The sequence below is a fragment of the Francisella sp. AG1 genome (assembly GCF_057683165.1).
The window spans coordinates 170,301-187,688 of sequence record NZ_CM173135.1 but is presented as its reverse complement, the minus strand read 5'-3'; the positions used below and the strand labels follow the sequence as shown (position 1 = coordinate 187,688).

The following is a 17,388-nucleotide window of genomic DNA, read 5'->3' as shown; positions in this document are numbered from 1 at the left end:
TTTACACACTCTTTTTTAATAATGCTGATCGGATTTTACCGATTGCCTCAGTTGGATTAAGACCTTTTGGACATACAGAAACACAATTCATAATGGTTCTACATCTAAATAAACTAAACGGATCTTTCAGATCATCAAGCCTCTGCTCTGTAGCTGTATCTCTTGAATCCGCGATAAATCTATAAGCTTGCAACAGACCTGAAGGCCCAATAAACTTATCAGGATTCCACCAAAAAGATGGACATGACGTAGTGCAACAAGCACATAAAATACATTCATATAAACCATCTAACTTAGCTCTATCTTCTGGCGATTGAAGTCTCTCTTTAACTGGAGCCTCTTCATTATTAATAAGATACGGTTTGACTTTTTCATAATTCTTATAAAACTGTTTCATATCAACAATCAAATCTCTTACCACAGGTAAACCTGGTAAAGGATTAACTTTAATAGGCTGCCTTAATTCACCTATAGAAGTAATACAAGCTAAACGATTTTTGCCATTAATATTCATACCATCAGAACCACATACGCCCTCACGGCAAGACCTTCTCATTGCTAGAGTTGGGTCCTGATCTTTAATAAGCTCAAGAGCTGTTAAAACCTTGACACCTTCATTTTCTACCTCAACAGTATACTCATCATAGTAAGGCTTATTATCAACTTCTGGATTGTATCTATAAATTTTAAATCTAACTTCCATTATATTAAATCCTTGTAATTAATACTTACGTTCTGCTGGCTGAAAAGCTTTTACTTTTGTAGGTGACATATTCACACCACGTGATGATGTTTTATCACCATCTAAGAAGTAAAGTGAATGTTTCATCCAGTTCTCATCGTCTCTTTCTGGGAAATCAACTCTTGAGTGAGCCCCTCGAGACTCTTTTCTTTCTAATGCAGCTTTAGCAGTAGCAACAGCTGTTAACATAAGATTATCAAGTTCTAAAGCCTCAATTCTCATCATGTTAAATATTCTTGAATTATCTTCTAAAACTGCATTCTCTAGTCTTTTTCTTAATGCATATAGCTTCTCAAGCCCTTCATACATAGTATCTTCTTGTCTAAATACAGAGAAGAACTGTTGCATAACTTGCTGTAACTCTTTCCTAAGCTCAGTAATTTTTTCTTTACAGCCACGCTCTTCTGAACTATCCCACTTATTGATTCTAGCTGCTGCTTCCTGAATGTTATCCTCAGAAGTATCTTTTATTTTCATCCCTTCTTTTAAGCTTTGTTCTGCATGCATACCAGCAGCACGACCAAACACAACCAAATCAAGTAATGAGTTACTACCTAATCTGTTTGCGCCATGTACAGATACAGAAGCGCACTCGCCGACTGCATATAGACCACTAATGACTTTATCTTCACCATTTTCTTGTGTAATTACTTGACCAAATTTATTAGTTGGGATACCACCCATTTGATAGTGGCACGTAGGAACAACAGGGATTGGTTTCTCAACAGGATCAACTCCTGCAAATGTTTGCGCCAACTCACGCACTGTAGGTAGTCTTTCATCAATCACATCTTCACCAAGATGAGTAAGATCAAGATACACACAGCTAGAACCACTAAATGTATCCCCACGACCTTCCATTATTTCTTGCTGAGAAGCACGAGAAACAACGTCACGGCATGCCAAATCTTTAGCATTAGGAGCGTAACGCTCCATAAATCTTTCACCATCTTTATTACGCAAGATTCCGCCTTCTCCACGACAACCTTCTGTAACAAGCACACCTGCACCTGCTATGCCTGTTGGATGAAACTGCCAAAATTCCATGTCCTGTAGTGGTAAACCAGCTCTTAAAGCTAGTCCCATACCATCACCAGTGTTAATATAAGCATTCGTGCTAGACTCATAAATACGTCCAGCTCCGCCAGTTGCTAAAATCGTGATCTTAGCCTTTAAAAAAACTGTCTCCCCAGTCTCTATACAAAGAGCAATAACTCCTGAAACACTTCCATCATCAGCCTTAACCAGATCCACTGCGAACCATTCTGTATAAAAATTAGTATCATGAGCCAAATTACCTTGATAAAGGGTATGTAGAAGCGCATGTCCGGTTCTATCTGAAGCAGCACATGTTCTTTTTGCTTGATTGGCAGGATCAAAATTCCTTGACATCCCCCCAAAAGCACGCTGATATATCTTACCATCATTTAAACGAGAAAATGGCATGCCCATATGCTCTAATTCTATGATTGACTGAGGTGCATGCTCACACATATACTCAATAGCATCCTGATCACCAATATAGTCAGAGCCTTTAACAGTATCATACATATGCCACTTCCAGTCATCGGAAGGTAAATCATCTTCAAACTTAATATTACCTAGTGCTGCAGCAATGCCACCCTGAGCTGCAACTGTGTGAGATCTTGTAGGAAAAACCTTAGAAACAACAGCAGTCTTAAATCCAGACTGCGATAACTGAAATGCTGCTCTCAAACCAGCACCACCAGCACCAATAACAATAGCATCAAACTCTTGCGTAGCTATACCCATAAAAATAACCTCTTAGTAGAAAAATAAAACTGCAAATAGCCAGAAAAAGCAGAAAACATAAACTAAAACAAAACTTAACATCACCAATGTAGAAGCCCATGCACACTTAATATAATCACCACATATTATCCAAATACCTACCCAAGCATGAAAAAACATTGCTAAATAAGCCATTAATGTAGCCACTCTAAAAAACATACCATCAGTAAAAAGCCCTCTCCAACTATCATAATTCAAAGCTCCTGCATGTGACAAACATAGAGCTTCCACAAGAAGATAGCCAAAATATATGGCAATAATTATAGCGGTAACCCTTTGTACAAAGAAGTCTTTAATTCCAGAAGAAGTTAATGAAGTTATAGCCATAAGTAACACCCCCACAAGATAGCTGATAAGACACCTAATACAATAACCAATAGCGATGTAGCCTTGGCAACCTTCATACTTTCACCAAACCCAATATCCATAATCATATGCCTAATACCTGCATATACATGGTAAGTTATAGCGGCTAAAAAAATCCAAAAAAAGATGCTTGCCCAACCCTTAGTTAAAACTTCAACTGTTTTCTCATAACCATCAGGGCCAGCAAGAGAATAATTCATACCCACAACGGCCAATGGTATTGCAATAATCAGAATAACCCCTGATATGCGATGCAATATAGAACTAATGGCAGTAATAGGAAAGTTATACGACTTTATTGACATCAAATCAATATTAGTAATTTTTTTCACGCTCGATGTTCCTCCGAAGCAATTTTCGTATACAAATAAAATTGGGCGTAAACCGATATTAAACAACACATTAATGATATATTTTTGCACCAAAAAATTCAAATATTTACGCAAAGTTTTGATTTTAATTTGATTAACATTAAAAAGCAATAAAATATTAAGCAAAAAAACTCTCATAAAATGTCAACTTAGTTAAACTATAAAGTTTTTTATTTGCAATAGGGGATTCTTTAGCTTATTATTCCCCAGTAATGATGCCCTGGAGTATATTAACTTATATAACGGAGTGTCTTTTTAATTGCAAACTCATTTGCATTAATTATTGATCAACTCTTTTACTTGGAGGCCATTTTAAAATGAGCAAATTCGCAACTCTTAAGTATGCAGAAAAAAATATTGAATTAGAATTACCAGTATACTCTCCTAGCCTTGGTAATGACTGCATAGATGTTTCATCGCTAGTAAAACATGGTGTTTTCACTTATGACCCAGGATTTATGTCCACAGCAGCTTGTGAATCTAAAATCACCTATATTGATGGCGGCAAAGGTATACTTTTGCATAGAGGCTACCCTATTGAAGAATGGACAGAAAAATCAAATTATAGAAGTCTATGTTATGCCCTAATATATGGGGAATTGCCAACAGAGCAACAAAAAGAAGATTTTAGAAATGAAATCGTCTCTAAAATGACCGTTTGTGAGCATGTTAAAGCAGCGATATCTGCAATGCCAAAGCACACTCACCCAATGTCAGGACTAATTGCCGGTGTAAATGTACTTGCAGCTGAACATATCAGAAATAAACAGTCAGATTCTCAAGAAGATATTGCAAAAAACATTGTGGCTAAAATTGCAACAATAGCAGCTCTAGCATATAGACATAATAAAGGTAAAAAATTCCTAGAACCAAAGCCTGAATATGGCTATGCTGAGAATTTCATCTACATGGTTTTTGGGGAAGATGAGAACTATAAGCCAGATATACTTCATGTTAAAGCAATGGATACCATATTTATGCTCCATGCAGACCATGAACAAAATGCCTCGACATCAACTGTTAGACTTTCTGGCTCCACAGGCACATCCCCATATGCCGCTATAATAGCGGGTATAACAGCTCTTTGGGGCCCGGCTCATGGTGGCGCAAATGAAGCTGTATTAAAGATGCTATCAGAAATTGGTGACATTACAAATATTGATAAATATATCGCAAAAGCTAAAGATAAAGATGATCCATTTAGGCTTATGGGCTTTGGCCATAGGGTTTATAAAAACACAGATCCAAGAGCTACCGCAATGAAAAAGAATTGTGAAGAAATTTTAGCTAAACTTGGCAATAGTGACAATCCACTTTTAACTGTCGCTAAAAAACTAGAAGAAATAGCCCTTCAAGACAGCTTCTTTATCGATAGAAAATTATTTCCTAACGTTGACTTCTATTCTGGCATAATCCTTAAAGCTATGGGAATTCCTGAAGACATGTTTACTGCTATTTTTGCACTAGCTAGAACTTCAGGATGGATATCTCAGTGGATCGAAATGATAAATGATCCAGCTCAGAAAATTGGACGTCCTAGACAGCTTTATACTGGAGCTACTAGCAGAAGTTTCTAATTTTTTCTCTAACACTCTTTATTTACTTTCAGTCATCTTTGCACTAGCATTCTACTAATTATATTTGAAATTAAAATGGTAGAATAATGGCAAGCTCACCGACATTAATGAATAAATTAACAGCCCCTTTTAAGCAAACAAAAATGTTTAGTATGTTAATGCTTGGCTATGCTTCTGGGTTACCACTGATGCTTACTGCATCCTCACTATTCTTATGGTACAAAGATAATGGCATTGCAACTCAAGATATTGGTTTTTTAACTCTCATAGCCATACCTTACACCTTTAAATACCTATGGGCTCCCTTTCTAGATAAAATAAGAATTGGGAAATTAGGCAGAAGAAAAGGATGGATACTAACCACGCAAATAATTCTAATTTTATTAATTATAATTATGAGTAGATTTTCTCCAGCAGATTCACCATTTACAATAGCTTTTATAGGCTTTTTAATATGCTTTATCTCAGCAACTCAAGATATTGCCATCAATGCCTATCAGACAGAAATTCTTACAGAACCAGAGCGAGCTTTAGGGAATGCTATTGCTGTCATGGGTTATCGAATTGGAATGCTTGTAACTGGCTCTATAGTTTTAATTATTGCTGATAGCTTAGATAATAACTGGAACCTTGCGTGGCTTATGATTCTACCATTCTTTGCTATTTGCCCGCTATATAGCCTATTCTTAAAAGAAAGCGTCTATCAAACATCTCCAAAAAGTCTCAAAGATGCCTTTATTTTACCATTTATAGAATTTTTTACTCGAGAAGGTGTATACACAGCCACTGTGATATTAGCTATAATCATTACTTACAAGCTCGCAGATGCAATAGCTTTTTCATTAAATTCAATATTTTTTGTTGACTTAGGTTTTGATAAAACAACAATTGCCGTTTCATACAAAGCATTCTCCTTATTCTCATCTTTAGCTGGCTTAATAGCCGGCGGTCTAATTGCAAAGAGAATTGGCATTTATAAAAGTTTCTTATATTTTAGTATTATTATGGCGTGTGCAAATCTAATGTATGTCACACTAGCAATTATAGGAAAAAATTATTATCTAATGGTTTCCTCAGTCGCAATTGAATACTTCTGTGGTGCAATGGGTACAGCAATATTAGTAGCCATAATCATGAGTCTAGTAAATATGAAATTTTCTGCCACTCAATTTGCAATATTAAGCTCGATTGATTCTTTGGGCAGAGTACTTGTAGGGCCTTTAGCAGGGTATATTCAAAGCCAATATCGTTGGGAAGGACTTTTTATGTTTAGCTTTACAATAGGCATACTCATTTCAATTGTAATTTATATTTATAAAGGAAAAATAAAATTAATGGCTAATTTAGAATAATTGATTAACATCAATATTTTCGTAAAAACTTTATTCTGTGAAATGAAAGTAGGTTAAGAAGGAAATAAATAAAATTTTATATTCAATAGCTTTATTTTGCAAATTTCTCAGAAACAAATTCCCAATTCACAATATCCCATAAAGCCTCGATATATTTAGGTCTAGCATTCCTGTAATCAATATAATAAGCATGCTCCCAAACATCAAAAGTAAGTAGAGGATGCTTATTCTCTGTTAATGGGCATCCAGCGTTACTTGTAGTTACTATTTCTAGATTCCCCTTAGTATTCTTAACTAACCATGCCCAACCTGAACCAAACGTTGTAATTGCAGCTTTAGAAAACTGTTCTTTGAAGTTATCTAACGAACCAAAGGCTTCGATTATAGCCGCCTTTAATTGGCTAGAAGCCTCAGTTTTCTTTGGCGAAAAACAGTTCCAATAAAAAGTATGATTATAAACTTGAGCAGCATTATTAAACAAACCACCAGAAGAACTCTTGATAATTTCTTCTAAATTTTGACCGTCATGCTCAGTACCTTCAATTAGGTTATTTAAATTAGTTACATATGTCTGATGATGCTTACCATAGTGATACTCAATTGTTTCTTTCGAAATTGTTGGCTCTAAAGCATCCATACTATAAGGAAGTGTTGGTAGTTCAAATTTCATTTTATTACTCTCCATCTCAAATCTGATTAATTTTATAATATCGTGGCACTATACCCATTTAGTATATTATGCTATCATCTTTTAAATAAAATTTCTAAACTTAGTTGTTTAATTAATATAAAAAGGAAAGAATAAATGTACACAGCAGAAGAACAAAAAGTTATTGATAGAATCGAAAAGCAAATAAAAGAAAATGACATAATATTATACATGAAAGGAACTCCAAATATGCCACAGTGTGGATTCTCTGCGCACACTGCTACAGCAATTAGATCATGTGGAAAACCTTTTGCTTTCGTAAACATTCTTGAAAATCCAGACATTAGAGCTATTTTACCAAAATATGCTGATTGGCCAACATTCCCTCAACTTTGGATCAAGGGTGAGCTAATCGGAGGCTGCGATATAATTATGGAAATGAATGAATCAGGCGAATTAAAAGAAATCATTGACACAATAGAATAAATACATACAAACTTATCTATCTACTTTTGTCCAAGCATCTGAACCATACTTACCAGCTGGATCGTATGCCTCCATTGAACACAAACTAGACTCAGGTCCAACTTTACACCTATAAAGCTCTTGCCCAAGTGCCACTATTGTGCCACCTGAGTAACTTTCTATTGAATTTGGATAAATATAATTAGCTCCAGCTGGTTTAGTTTGTTTATTTTCATCCAAATAAACTATATCATTCGTCACATCAGTCCAAGCACTATAGCCCTTACTCCCCATTGGGGTATATGAAATACTATTACATAAAACTTGCTTATTCAATTGACACTCATATTTTCTATCACCAACAATCACAACTTGCCCTGATTGATAATTGCCAATACTATTTGGATATCTTAAAACTTCACCTTTGACGATAGCTTTAGGAAGATGTTTCTCTCCTAAATGATTACTATCATCGACAATATTCCAAGCTAAATAACCATAAAGTCCATTAGGAATATAGGCATTATCATTACAAAATCTAAGCTCTAAATTCGAAATACACCTATATTTTTTCCCTTGATAACTTACTATAGTTTTATCATCATAAAAACCTATTTGATCGGGATAATTAATAATTCCAGTATCTATAATATGATCCTTAGATTTAGCCTCTATTTTCTTTTTTTCTGAACCCAATTGACTTGATATTTGCAGCACAACTGGAGGTAAAGTTATATTTGAAATAGCGTCAGTCGTACTCCATGGTCGATGGGAATACTTATCACTCAAGTCACCTTGCTTAATATTTGTAGCATCAAAATCAATACTCCAAACTGCAAAGCCAGCAAAAGAGGCTTTATTTTCTTTCATTAAATCAATAATGTCATTCATATCCTGCTTTGAAAGCACATAAATCATCCCACTTCGCGCAGCACCCTCTGTAGCAGGTATTACAAATACCAACTTACTAGCAGGTATCACAAAAGGTTTATCTAATTTATATTTTGGTCTATTTATATTTGAACCTTCTTTTGTTGTCAACGTCCAAGCTAAAGAAGCTAAAAATTTTGCATACCCATCTGCCGGAGAAATCTTTAGGTACTGACCATTACTATCTTTATCAAAACTTGATATACCATCAGCTGGTTTCTCTGAAAAAGTATTTAGCCATATGTAATTTATATTATCTATTCCTACTGCTTCCAATAAATCAAGATAACTATAACTTGCATGAACATTATCTTTATTATTTTTAGCTAATGGTGCAACTATATAGTGCCAATTTGGTGAAAAAGTTAACCAAAAATCAGAGTCATCTTGTTTGATTTTTTTCATAAGATTATCTATTTTTCTAGCTGCGCCCTCTATATCTCTCTTACCCTTAGGAATATCTGAATCAGTTAAATTAAAATTTATACCACTAAATCCATATTCTTGTACAATTTCAATAAGTTTTTCAAAATTAATAGTTTGCCAATCAATATGCGAAAATTTACCCCCAACTGAAATCAGAACATGCTTACCTTTTGACTTCATATAATTAACAAAAATTTGCAATTGCTTAGGAGTATATATTTTTTTAGAACTTCCATTTTCTTCATTAAAAGTTAATTGAAAGCCTTCATTACTATTATAGGATAAATATGCCGCAATAATAACATCATACTTACACATGCTCGGATTTTCATCGCAATATTCCTGATCCTTAGGCATTTTTATATTTACTGGAGATGTGTTGATCTGCTGACCAGAAATATTATACGAGCTATTTTTAGCCCATAATGTTAAGAAACCTGCAACCATAGGACCATCAATTTTATTAGTAACCGATGCACATATGTTTTTATATATACAATGACTAAGCCCTTTAGCAAAAGAGCCAGGATTATGTAAAGAATCCCCATATAAATCTGCTGCATAATCTGTATTTAAAGACCAACCTGCAACACCTGCAAATCTAGGCTTAAATTTTAATTTCTCGAGTTGTGGTAGCATCAAATTTACTGCTTCTTTAGTCGTCAATGATTTAGTAGCATTAGCTTCAGGATGATAAATAGTGTTTGTAGCACCTGAAACAGCATTTGTAGGCTCTTCGATTAAAACTTTGGTTTTTAAAGGAATTTTTGAATTTTTAATTATTTTTAAATAACTTTTAGAAATAAAAGCCGGATCATACTCTGGAAAAGTATTGTATTCTTGTATAAATAAATAATCGATATACCCATCATGAATTACTTGATCATAATCATTACTACTTCCAGAAGTAACTAAATTATAATCATCAACTTCTGGCTCAGCAGCTATCACTATGTATGGATCAATTTTTTTTATTTGCATAGATAAAATATCTAAAAAATCAGGTGATATAAATTTTTTCAGACTAAACGTTATACCATCAATATTATTGCTTTTTAAAAAATCAACTATATTAGTAGCCAAAACACCTATTTGAGATTTTGACATATCTTTTCCAAGCCTCCTAGGATCAGGATCACCTGGTTTTATACCTGGATGAAAGGTGTTTGGAGCACCACCAAGAGCCAAAAGAACTTTCATACCAGCTGCTTTAGCATTACGAATTTTATCCACTGTAGTTTGTGCAGAAATATCTGATGCACTATCTGAGGTATAAAATCCAATATTTGTACCATATACTTCACCAAAAGCAATAATCATAACATTATAGCCATCAGCTTTTGCCAGCTGCATATTGACCCTAGTTGCTGAACCAGGCGTCCTAATATCTAAAAAACCAGCTATGATCCTTTTCGGAAGCAAGTTTTCGGACTTTTTATTAGCTATACTTGCCAATGGTTCTGCTTGTAAATCTACCGCAACAAAAGCTGAAAATAATATAAAAAATATAATACATTTGAAGGTTTTTGTCATATAAATATATACAGCATAAATATTATAATATATATATTATAAGTTATTTTATACGACTTTATAGAGCTTTATTTGATATAACTTATTTTCTAAGTCACCTATACAATAATTGAATTAATCTTCTTTTGAATAATATAGACCTTTAGAAGAATTAAGGGCCTTAAGACGAGCATCAGCTTCTTTAAGACGTTTACTAGCATCTTCAATATCAAGCTTAGACGCATCCGGATTATTAAGAGCATCTTGAGCTCTAGCTTTTGCTTTTTCCGCTTCTGCTTGGTTTAAATTCTCAGCTCGCTCCATATCATCAACCATAACAGTCACTCGTGTAGGAGTAACTTCAATTATACCGCCAGAAACATACAAAACATCAACATGCTCGTCTTTTCTAATATTTATCACACCAGCTGGCATAGTTGATAATAACTCTGTATGTCCATATGCTATACCCATCTCACCAGCAGATCCACGCAAGCTCACCATATCGGCCTCACCTTTAAACACTGATCCCAATGGGCTAACAACATCGACTTTTAGATAATTCTTTGTCATACCTAATTATCCTATTTATAGGGTTTTTGCCTTTTCTATAGCTTCTTGTATAGACCCTACCATGTAAAAAGCCTGCTCTGGTAAATGATCATATTCACCATCAACAATAGCTTTAAAGCTAGCAACCGTATCTTTAAGAGATACAAATTTACCAGGGTTTCCTGTAAATACTTCTGCAACATGAAAAGGTTGAGATAAGAATCTCTGAATTTTACGAGCTCTATCTACAGTTTTCTTATCTTCATCAGATAGCTCATCCATACCAAGAATTGCTATTATATCTTTTAATTCTTTATATCTTTGAAGTACTTTTTGTACCGCACGAGCTGTTTCATAATGATCATAACCCACAACAAGAGGATCTAACTGTCTTGATGTTGAATCTAAAGGATCAACTGCAGGGTAAATTCCTAATTCAGCAATTTGACGCGACAATACAATAGTCGCATCCAAATGAGAGAAGGTAGTTGCTGGTGACGGATCTGTTAAATCATCAGCTGGTACATAAACTGCCTGAACAGAAGTAATAGAACCAGTTTTAGTAGATGTGATACGCTCCTGCAAAGCACCCATCTCAGCCGCTAAAGTTGGTTGATAACCAACCGCTGATGGCATACGACCTAAAAGAGCAGAAACCTCCGTACCAGCAAGAGTGTAACGATAAATATTATCAATAAACATTAGTACATCACGCTTCTCATCACGGAATCCCTCAGCAATAGTAAGACCACTAAGAGCTACTCTTAGTCTATTCCCAGGTGGCTCATTCATTTGACCATATACTAGAGATACTTTATCTAATACATTAGAGTCCTTCATCTCATAATAAAAATCATTACCTTCACGAGTCCTTTCACCAACACCTGCAAATACTGAATAACCACTATGCTCTTTAGCAATGTTATTAATCAGCTCCATCATTGTTACAGTCTTACCAACACCTGCACCACCAAAGAGACCTACTTTACCACCTTTTGCAAATGGGCAAATAAGATCAACCACTTTAATACCTGTTTCCAAAATCTCTGTACTTAGAGCTAGCTCATCGTATGCAGGTGGAGCCTGGTGAATCGATCTTGTTTCAGTATGCTCAATAGGACCTGCCTCATCAATTGGCTCACCTAAAACATTCATAATACGCCCTAATGTACCTTGACCAACTGGTACTGAAATAGGAGCATTTGTATTCATAACTTCCATACCACGTCTAAGTCCATCACTTGAACCCATTGCGATAGTACGTACTACGCCATCACCTATTTGTTGCTGAACCTCTAATACTAGTCCAACTTCTTCTACTTTTAAAGCATCATATACTTTTGGAGTGTTATCACGAGAAAACTCTACATCAATAACAGCGCCAATGACCTGAATAATTTTACCTGTACTCATTTATCTCTCCTAAACTGCTGCCGCACCTGAACATATTTCTGCAAGCTCTTGAGTAATCATAGCTTGTCTTACTTTATTATAATCTAGTTTCAACTGATCTATGATATCGCTAGCATTATCAGTTGCATTTTTCATAGCTATCATACGAGCAGCTTGCTCACATGCTGCATTCTCCAATATTGCACCTCTAACTTGCGCCTCAATATAGCGAATACACAAAGCATTAAGCACTTCTTCTATATCTCTTTCATAGATATAGTCCCAATGACCTTTAGAAGCTTGTTCTTTATTAGCTTTAATTTCTTCATCAGTGAAAATATCTTGAATTGGAAGCAGTGTTTGCAGTTTTGGTTGCTGTTTAATAGTACTCACAAAACGATTACTACTCATATACAACCTATCAATTTCACCGTCGGTGAACTTATCTAACATTACCTTAACAGCGCCACTTATAGCTCTAATGCTTGCTTCTTTATCTTTATCATTATAGTGTGCTGTAGCAACGATATTTACACCTTTTAATTTCGCAAAGAAAGTTTGAGCTTTTGAGCCTACAACACAGATATCAATCTCAACCCTATTATCTATATTCTTTTTTATATCTTTAAGAAGATGTTTAAAAAGATTTATATTAAGGCCTCCACACAAACCTCTGTCAGTAGAAGTAACGATATAACCAACTCTTTTAACATCTCTGTCAAATAAATAAGGATTTGGATAATCTATACTTGCAGCTGTAACATTTTTAATAATAGCATTCGCACTTTCAACATAAGGACGTACATTATTCATCCTAACAATTGCGCCTCTCATTTTACTCGCTGCAACTAGTTCCATCGCACCGGTGATTTTTTGAGTGTTTTTAACACTGGCAACTTTAGAACGTATTTCTCTAGCATTAGACATAGTCTACACTCCTACCAAGCTTGATTTGCTTTGCAGTCTTCTACAATTGCTTTCAACTTATCAGCAATATCAGCATCATATTTACCAGTTGTACTAATTTCGCTGATAACATCTGCATACTTATCTTCAGCTAAAGAATGTAAAGCTGATTCAAAAGGTATTACATCTGACACTTCCAAACTATCCAAATAGCCATTATCTGCGGCATATAGCGATAATGCCATCAAAGCTACTGACAAAGTAGAAAACTGATTTTGTTTAAGAAGCTCTGTAACTCGCTGACCTCTACTTAATTGTGCTCTTGTAGCCTCATCTAAATCCGAAGCAAACTGAGAAAATGCTTCCAATTCTCTAAACTGCGCAAGAGCTAAACGAATACCACCACCTAATTTCTTAATAATTTTAGTTTGGGCAGCACCACCAACACGAGAAACCGAGTTACCCGGATTAATAGCTGGTCGCAAACCTGAGTTAAACAAGTCTGTCTCAAGGAATATCTGACCATCCGTAATAGAAATCACATTTGTCGGGACAAATGCAGAAATATCACCAGCCTGAGTTTCAATAATTGGTAATGCAGTTAAAGAGCCTGTTTTACCTTTTACTTTACCATCAGTATGTCTCTCAACCCATTCTTCATTCACTCTTGCTGCTCTTTCAAGCAATCTTGAATGAAGATAGAATACATCACCTGGATAAGCTTCACGACCAGGCGGTCTTCTTAATAAAAGTGAAATCTGTCTATAAGCCCAAGCTTGCTTAGTCAAATCATCATAAATAATTAATGCATCTTCACCATTATCTCTAAAGTACTCACCCATAGAGCATCCCGCATACGGTGCGATATATTGCAACGCTGCTGAATCAGAAGCTGTTGCCGCAACAATAATTGTATGCTCCATAGCTCCATGCTCTTCAAGCTGTCTTACAATATTAGCTATAGAAGATGCCTTTTGGCCTATGGCAACATATATACATTTTACACCTGTGCCTTTTTGGTTAATAATCGCATCGATAGCGATAGCTGTTTTACCTATCTGTCTATCTCCAATAATTAACTCACGCTGCCCTCTTCCAATTGGAACCATTGAATCAATTGATTTTATGCCAGTTTGTAAAGCTTGATCAACTGACTTTCTCCAAATCACACCTGGAGCGATTTTCTCTATCGGCGAAGAATTACTTGTTTCAACTTCACCTTTTCCATCAATAGGATTACCTAAGGCATCAACGACTCTTCCTAAAAGAGCCTCTCCTACTGGCACCTCTAAAATCCTACCCGTACAATATGCCTTATCGCCTTCTTTAATATGATCGTACTCACCTAACACTACAGCACCTACTGAATCAGTGTTTAAGTTTAGGGCAAGACCATAGACATCACCTGGTAACTTAATCATTTCACCAGCAGTTACGTCATTTAAACCATATATAGTAATAATACCATCAGCAACGCTAACAATAGTACCCTCTGATTTAAGTTCAATTGAGTTGTCGAACTTTTCAATTCTCTGTTTTATTAAACCACTTATTTCTGATGGACTTAATTGCATAAGCTCACTTCCTATAATTTATGATAACAAAATACTTTTTAATTTATCTAAGCGACCAGATACAGAATTATCAATAACCGTATCGCCAACCTTAACTACTGCCCCACCCACTATTTCAGGATCAACACTCACGTGCATATTTATAAGACAGTTAAATCTTTTCTCTAAACTAGCTTTTAAGCTAGCTAATAAACCTTCATCTACTGTGTATGCTAAAGTAACAGTTGCAACCTTACTATTATCATAAACATTTTTGATAGCCTCAAACTGATTTGCTATTTCCGGAATAATAGCTAGCTTCTTATTCCCAGCCAATATAGCTAAAAAGTTAAAAAAATTAACATCTAACTGATTCTTTAATATATCTACAATTTCAAGCTGAGATATCATTGGGCTAGAAAAAATATCAACCATAGCATTTGTGCTTACCAAATCAGAAAAAGTTTGAAGCAACTTTGACCATTCTTGCAATACATTTTTTTCGTTTGCAAACTCAAACGCTGCCTTTGCATATGGCTTCGCAATCACATCTAAATTTGTCATGTGTTTACCTTATTTAAAATTACACCTTCGCTACAAAGTCTTCTAAGATCTTTTTACTAGCTTGCTCATCAACTTTAGCTGCTATAATCTTACTAGCTCCAGCCATAGCTAGTCCAACAATCTCTTGCTTTAGCTCTTCTTTAGCCTTCACTTTTTCTTGCTCTATCTCAGCCATAGCCATGCTTTTGATTTTATCCGCTGCTGCTATTGCTTCTTCTTTAGCTTGCTCATCAACCTTATGAGCCCTAACATATGCATTTTCGACTATCTCAGTAGCCTTTGCTTTAGCTTCACGTAAAGCCTCAGCAGATTGTCTTTTAGCCACTTCCAACTCTCTAGATGCTCTATCAGCAGATGCTAAGCCTTCGACTATCTTTTCCCTACGCTCCTCTAAAGCTTTGCGTAGCGGTGGCCATACAAACTTCATTGTAAACCCAACAAAGATTGCAAATGTTATCATCTGGCCTATTAGAGTTACATTAATATCCATCTACTTATCCTTTAGATAATAAAACTTATGATTATATATTATCAATTATGCGCCAACTACTTTTTGAGCTGCTTCTGCTAAACCAGGTATTGCCAAAGGGTTCGCATAAAGAACTAAGAAACCTATTGCAATTGAAATCGCTGCAAATGCATCAACAAAAGCAGCAACAATAAACATACGACCAAGCAGCATACCACCAAGTTCAGGCTGACGCGCAACACCTTCCAGATATTTACCACCTAGCACACCAAAACCAATTGCTGTACCTAAAGCTGGCAAAGAAATTAGCAAAGCTACCGCAATCGCAGTTAAACCGTTTAAGTTTCCTAAAACCTGTAATGACATATCCATTTTTTATTTCTCCTGTTTTTTAATTTAAATATTTATTTTTAGGTTAATTTTAAAGTTAGTGAGCTTCTTGTGCCATATTTAAATATACCACTGTCAACATCATAAATACAAAAGCTTGTATTAGAACGATTAATATATGGAAGATTGCCCATATACCACCAAGAGTCCACTGGAACCACCATGGCAATAGAGCTATAAGTATAAATATAAGCTCACCAGCGAAAATATTACCAAACAAACGTAGCGATAATGAAACTGGCTTAACCACTTCATCAATTAATCTGAAAAATATATTTAAAGGAAATAACCAAATACCAAATGGTGCACTTAAGATTTCCTTAAATAGACCAAAACCTTTGGCCCTGAGATTATAGAAAATAACCAAAAAGAATACTGCTATAGACATTGCAAACGTAACATTTGGATCAGCCGTAGGCACAACTCTAAAGTAAGTCTCATGGCTACTTGTGAAAAAGCTTATTATCCAGCCAAATATATCAACTGGCAATAGATCCATAAGATTCATTAAAACAACCCAAACAAATATAGTAAGAGCTAAAGGTGTGACAAAATCTCTTTTATGATAATAGTTTTCAGCAACCATACCATCCATCCACTCCCAGACAGCCTCTACCATATTCTGAAACTTACCTGGAATACCTGAATTAGCTTTTCTAGCCACCAAAAACATCGTAAATATAAATATAAATCCCAACATCACACTCACCAACAGTGTGTCAACATTGAGTTGCCAAAAAGACCCATCTCCTAAGCTTACTTGCCAATGATGCAAGTGATGCTGTACATATTCAGTAGCTACCTGAGAGCCTGCTTCTGTATTTGCCATTACTTTTCCACCAATATAAAACTTTAAGTTTTATGTATATACCATAAAAATAAACCTATCTAGTCTTTTTAAACAAGATAGGCACGAAACATACGACTAATTGTAGCAAAACTAATCCAAAAATGTAAGAAAATAATTTTGGTTTTATATAAATTGCTAGCAGAATTGTAATAATTGCAACTATACTTAATTTTAAAAGCTCACTTAGATAAAATATTATAATTTCTAAGCCTGGTGAAAATTGCTTATGAATGAAAAGTCTAAAAAAAAATATAAAGTTTGCTAAAAACATCACTCCTGCGCCCATTAAAAATGAATTAGCATAAACATAACCATAAAAAACATAGGTAATCAAATAACCAACTAATGCTAACACTAGCTGAACTAAAACAAACCGTCTACTATCAATTTTTATATTTGCTAGCACTATTAACGCCCTATATAGGAAAATAATTTTCAATAATCATAACAAAAAACTATATATTAAAAAAGAAAAAGCTTTAACCTTGAATTCCAATAGCTTGAAGCATA

Annotated in this window: 18 protein-coding genes; 3 read left to right on the top strand and 15 right to left on the bottom strand. The window is 35.0% G+C overall.

The window, feature by feature from the left end; all coding sequences use genetic code 11:
- Position 1: 1 nt before the first annotated feature.
- Genes ACR0PV_RS00865 through sdhC form a run of 4 tightly spaced genes read right to left on the bottom strand, consistent with a single transcriptional unit; the run spans position 2 to position 3,252 of the window.
- Entirely contained in the window at positions 2–703 is a 702-nt protein-coding gene (locus ACR0PV_RS00865) for a succinate dehydrogenase iron-sulfur subunit (RefSeq protein WP_488173178.1), read from the bottom strand.
- A gap of 18 nt (positions 704–721) precedes the next feature.
- Positions 722–2,515, bottom strand: coding sequence for a succinate dehydrogenase flavoprotein subunit (gene sdhA / locus ACR0PV_RS00860; RefSeq protein WP_488173177.1), 1,794 nt, complete (start codon positions 2,513–2,515; stop codon positions 722–724).
- A 12-nt stretch (positions 2,516–2,527) separates the two neighbouring features.
- Positions 2,528–2,896, bottom strand: coding sequence for a succinate dehydrogenase, hydrophobic membrane anchor protein (gene sdhD, locus ACR0PV_RS00855; protein ID WP_488173176.1), 369 nt, complete (start codon positions 2,894–2,896; stop codon positions 2,528–2,530).
- The gene (gene sdhC / locus ACR0PV_RS00850; protein ID WP_488173175.1) at positions 2,872–3,252 is read right to left on the bottom strand and encodes a succinate dehydrogenase, cytochrome b556 subunit; all 381 of its coding nucleotides are present in this window, start codon (positions 3,250–3,252) and stop codon (positions 2,872–2,874) included. The genes sdhD and sdhC overlap by 25 nt, the downstream gene beginning before the upstream one ends.
- A gap of 356 nt (positions 3,253–3,608) precedes the next feature.
- Here sdhC and ACR0PV_RS00845 point away from each other — a divergent pair, with 356 nt between their 5' ends.
- Positions 3,609–4,868 (top strand): citrate synthase, encoded by a 1,260-nt coding sequence (locus ACR0PV_RS00845; RefSeq protein WP_488173174.1) that lies wholly within the window; start codon positions 3,609–3,611, stop codon positions 4,866–4,868.
- An 86-nt stretch (positions 4,869–4,954) separates the two neighbouring features.
- Positions 4,955–6,220, top strand: a complete 1,266-nt coding sequence (locus ACR0PV_RS00840; protein ID WP_488173173.1) for an AmpG family muropeptide MFS transporter — start codon at positions 4,955–4,957, stop codon at positions 6,218–6,220.
- Positions 6,221–6,311: 91 nt separating this feature from the next.
- Here ACR0PV_RS00840 and ACR0PV_RS00835 read toward each other — a convergent pair whose 3' ends face one another.
- Positions 6,312–6,890 (bottom strand): superoxide dismutase, encoded by a 579-nt coding sequence (locus ACR0PV_RS00835; protein WP_488173172.1) that lies wholly within the window; start codon positions 6,888–6,890, stop codon positions 6,312–6,314.
- A 135-nt stretch (positions 6,891–7,025) separates the two neighbouring features.
- Here ACR0PV_RS00835 and grxD point away from each other — a divergent pair, with 135 nt between their 5' ends.
- Positions 7,026–7,355 carry a Grx4 family monothiol glutaredoxin gene (grxD, locus tag ACR0PV_RS00830; RefSeq protein ID WP_488173171.1) on the top strand — a complete coding sequence of 110 codons (330 nt, stop codon included), beginning with the start codon at positions 7,026–7,028 and terminating at the stop codon, positions 7,353–7,355.
- A gap of 12 nt (positions 7,356–7,367) precedes the next feature.
- Here the strand turns inward: grxD and ACR0PV_RS00825 are convergent, their stop codons facing one another.
- From ACR0PV_RS00825 to ACR0PV_RS00780, 10 genes are all read right to left on the bottom strand, one after another.
- Positions 7,368–10,223, bottom strand: coding sequence for a glycoside hydrolase family 18 protein (locus ACR0PV_RS00825; RefSeq protein WP_488173170.1), 2,856 nt, complete (start codon positions 10,221–10,223; stop codon positions 7,368–7,370).
- A 114-nt stretch (positions 10,224–10,337) separates the two neighbouring features.
- Positions 10,338–10,775: a F0F1 ATP synthase subunit epsilon gene (locus tag ACR0PV_RS00820; protein ID WP_488173169.1), complete on the bottom strand. Its 438-nt coding sequence runs from the start codon at positions 10,773–10,775 to the stop codon at positions 10,338–10,340.
- A gap of 15 nt (positions 10,776–10,790) precedes the next feature.
- Entirely contained in the window at positions 10,791–12,167 is a 1,377-nt protein-coding gene (gene atpD, locus ACR0PV_RS00815) for a F0F1 ATP synthase subunit beta (RefSeq protein ID WP_488173168.1), read from the bottom strand.
- Between the two features lie 9 nt (positions 12,168–12,176).
- Positions 12,177–13,073: a F0F1 ATP synthase subunit gamma gene (locus ACR0PV_RS00810; RefSeq protein ID WP_488173167.1), complete on the bottom strand. Its 897-nt coding sequence runs from the start codon at positions 13,071–13,073 to the stop codon at positions 12,177–12,179.
- 11 nt (positions 13,074–13,084) lie between these two features.
- Positions 13,085–14,626 (bottom strand): F0F1 ATP synthase subunit alpha, encoded by a 1,542-nt coding sequence (atpA, locus tag ACR0PV_RS00805; RefSeq protein ID WP_488173166.1) that lies wholly within the window; start codon positions 14,624–14,626, stop codon positions 13,085–13,087.
- Positions 14,627–14,644: 18 nt separating this feature from the next.
- Positions 14,645–15,169 carry a F0F1 ATP synthase subunit delta gene (locus tag ACR0PV_RS00800; RefSeq protein ID WP_488173165.1) on the bottom strand — a complete coding sequence of 175 codons (525 nt, stop codon included), beginning with the start codon at positions 15,167–15,169 and terminating at the stop codon, positions 14,645–14,647.
- A gap of 19 nt (positions 15,170–15,188) precedes the next feature.
- Complete coding sequence (locus tag ACR0PV_RS00795) at positions 15,189–15,659, bottom strand: F0F1 ATP synthase subunit B (protein ID WP_488173164.1); 471 nt, start codon at positions 15,657–15,659, stop codon at positions 15,189–15,191.
- A gap of 45 nt (positions 15,660–15,704) precedes the next feature.
- Positions 15,705–16,010 (bottom strand): F0F1 ATP synthase subunit B, encoded by a 306-nt coding sequence (locus ACR0PV_RS00790; protein ID WP_013922329.1) that lies wholly within the window; start codon positions 16,008–16,010, stop codon positions 15,705–15,707.
- 55 nt (positions 16,011–16,065) lie between these two features.
- The gene (atpB, locus tag ACR0PV_RS00785; RefSeq protein ID WP_488173163.1) at positions 16,066–16,857 is read right to left on the bottom strand and encodes a F0F1 ATP synthase subunit A; all 792 of its coding nucleotides are present in this window, start codon (positions 16,855–16,857) and stop codon (positions 16,066–16,068) included.
- Between the two features lie 55 nt (positions 16,858–16,912).
- Positions 16,913–17,284 (bottom strand): ATP synthase subunit I, encoded by a 372-nt coding sequence (locus ACR0PV_RS00780; RefSeq protein ID WP_488173162.1) that lies wholly within the window; start codon positions 17,282–17,284, stop codon positions 16,913–16,915.
- Positions 17,285–17,388: the final 104 nt, after the last annotated feature.

Excerpts from the sequence above, each read along its gene's own strand:
- ACR0PV_RS00865 (WP_488173178.1), bottom strand. The coding sequence starts at position 703 with ATGGAAGTTAGATTTAAAATTTATAGATACAATCCAGAAGTTGATAAT.
- sdhA (WP_488173177.1), bottom strand. The coding sequence starts at position 2,515 with ATGGGTATAGCTACGCAAGAGTTTGATGCTATTGTTATTGGTGCTGGT.
- ACR0PV_RS00845 (WP_488173174.1), top strand. The coding sequence starts at position 3,609 with ATGAGCAAATTCGCAACTCTTAAGTATGCAGAAAAAAATATTGAATTA.
- ACR0PV_RS00840 (WP_488173173.1), top strand. The coding sequence starts at position 4,955 with ATGGCAAGCTCACCGACATTAATGAATAAATTAACAGCCCCTTTTAAG.
- ACR0PV_RS00835 (WP_488173172.1), bottom strand. The coding sequence starts at position 6,890 with ATGAAATTTGAACTACCAACACTTCCTTATAGTATGGATGCTTTAGAG.
- grxD (WP_488173171.1), top strand. The coding sequence starts at position 7,026 with ATGTACACAGCAGAAGAACAAAAAGTTATTGATAGAATCGAAAAGCAA.
- ACR0PV_RS00825 (WP_488173170.1), bottom strand. The coding sequence starts at position 10,223 with ATGACAAAAACCTTCAAATGTATTATATTTTTTATATTATTTTCAGCT.
- ACR0PV_RS00820 (WP_488173169.1), bottom strand. The coding sequence starts at position 10,775 with ATGACAAAGAATTATCTAAAAGTCGATGTTGTTAGCCCATTGGGATCA.
- atpD (WP_488173168.1), bottom strand. The coding sequence starts at position 12,167 with ATGAGTACAGGTAAAATTATTCAGGTCATTGGCGCTGTTATTGATGTA.
- ACR0PV_RS00810 (WP_488173167.1), bottom strand. The coding sequence starts at position 13,073 with ATGTCTAATGCTAGAGAAATACGTTCTAAAGTTGCCAGTGTTAAAAAC.
- atpA (WP_488173166.1), bottom strand. The coding sequence starts at position 14,626 with ATGCAATTAAGTCCATCAGAAATAAGTGGTTTAATAAAACAGAGAATT.
- ACR0PV_RS00800 (WP_488173165.1), bottom strand. The coding sequence starts at position 15,169 with ATGACAAATTTAGATGTGATTGCGAAGCCATATGCAAAGGCAGCGTTT.
- ACR0PV_RS00795 (WP_488173164.1), bottom strand. The coding sequence starts at position 15,659 with ATGGATATTAATGTAACTCTAATAGGCCAGATGATAACATTTGCAATC.
- ACR0PV_RS00790 (WP_013922329.1), bottom strand. The coding sequence starts at position 16,010 with ATGGATATGTCATTACAGGTTTTAGGAAACTTAAACGGTTTAACTGCG.
- atpB (WP_488173163.1), bottom strand. The coding sequence starts at position 16,857 with ATGGCAAATACAGAAGCAGGCTCTCAGGTAGCTACTGAATATGTACAG.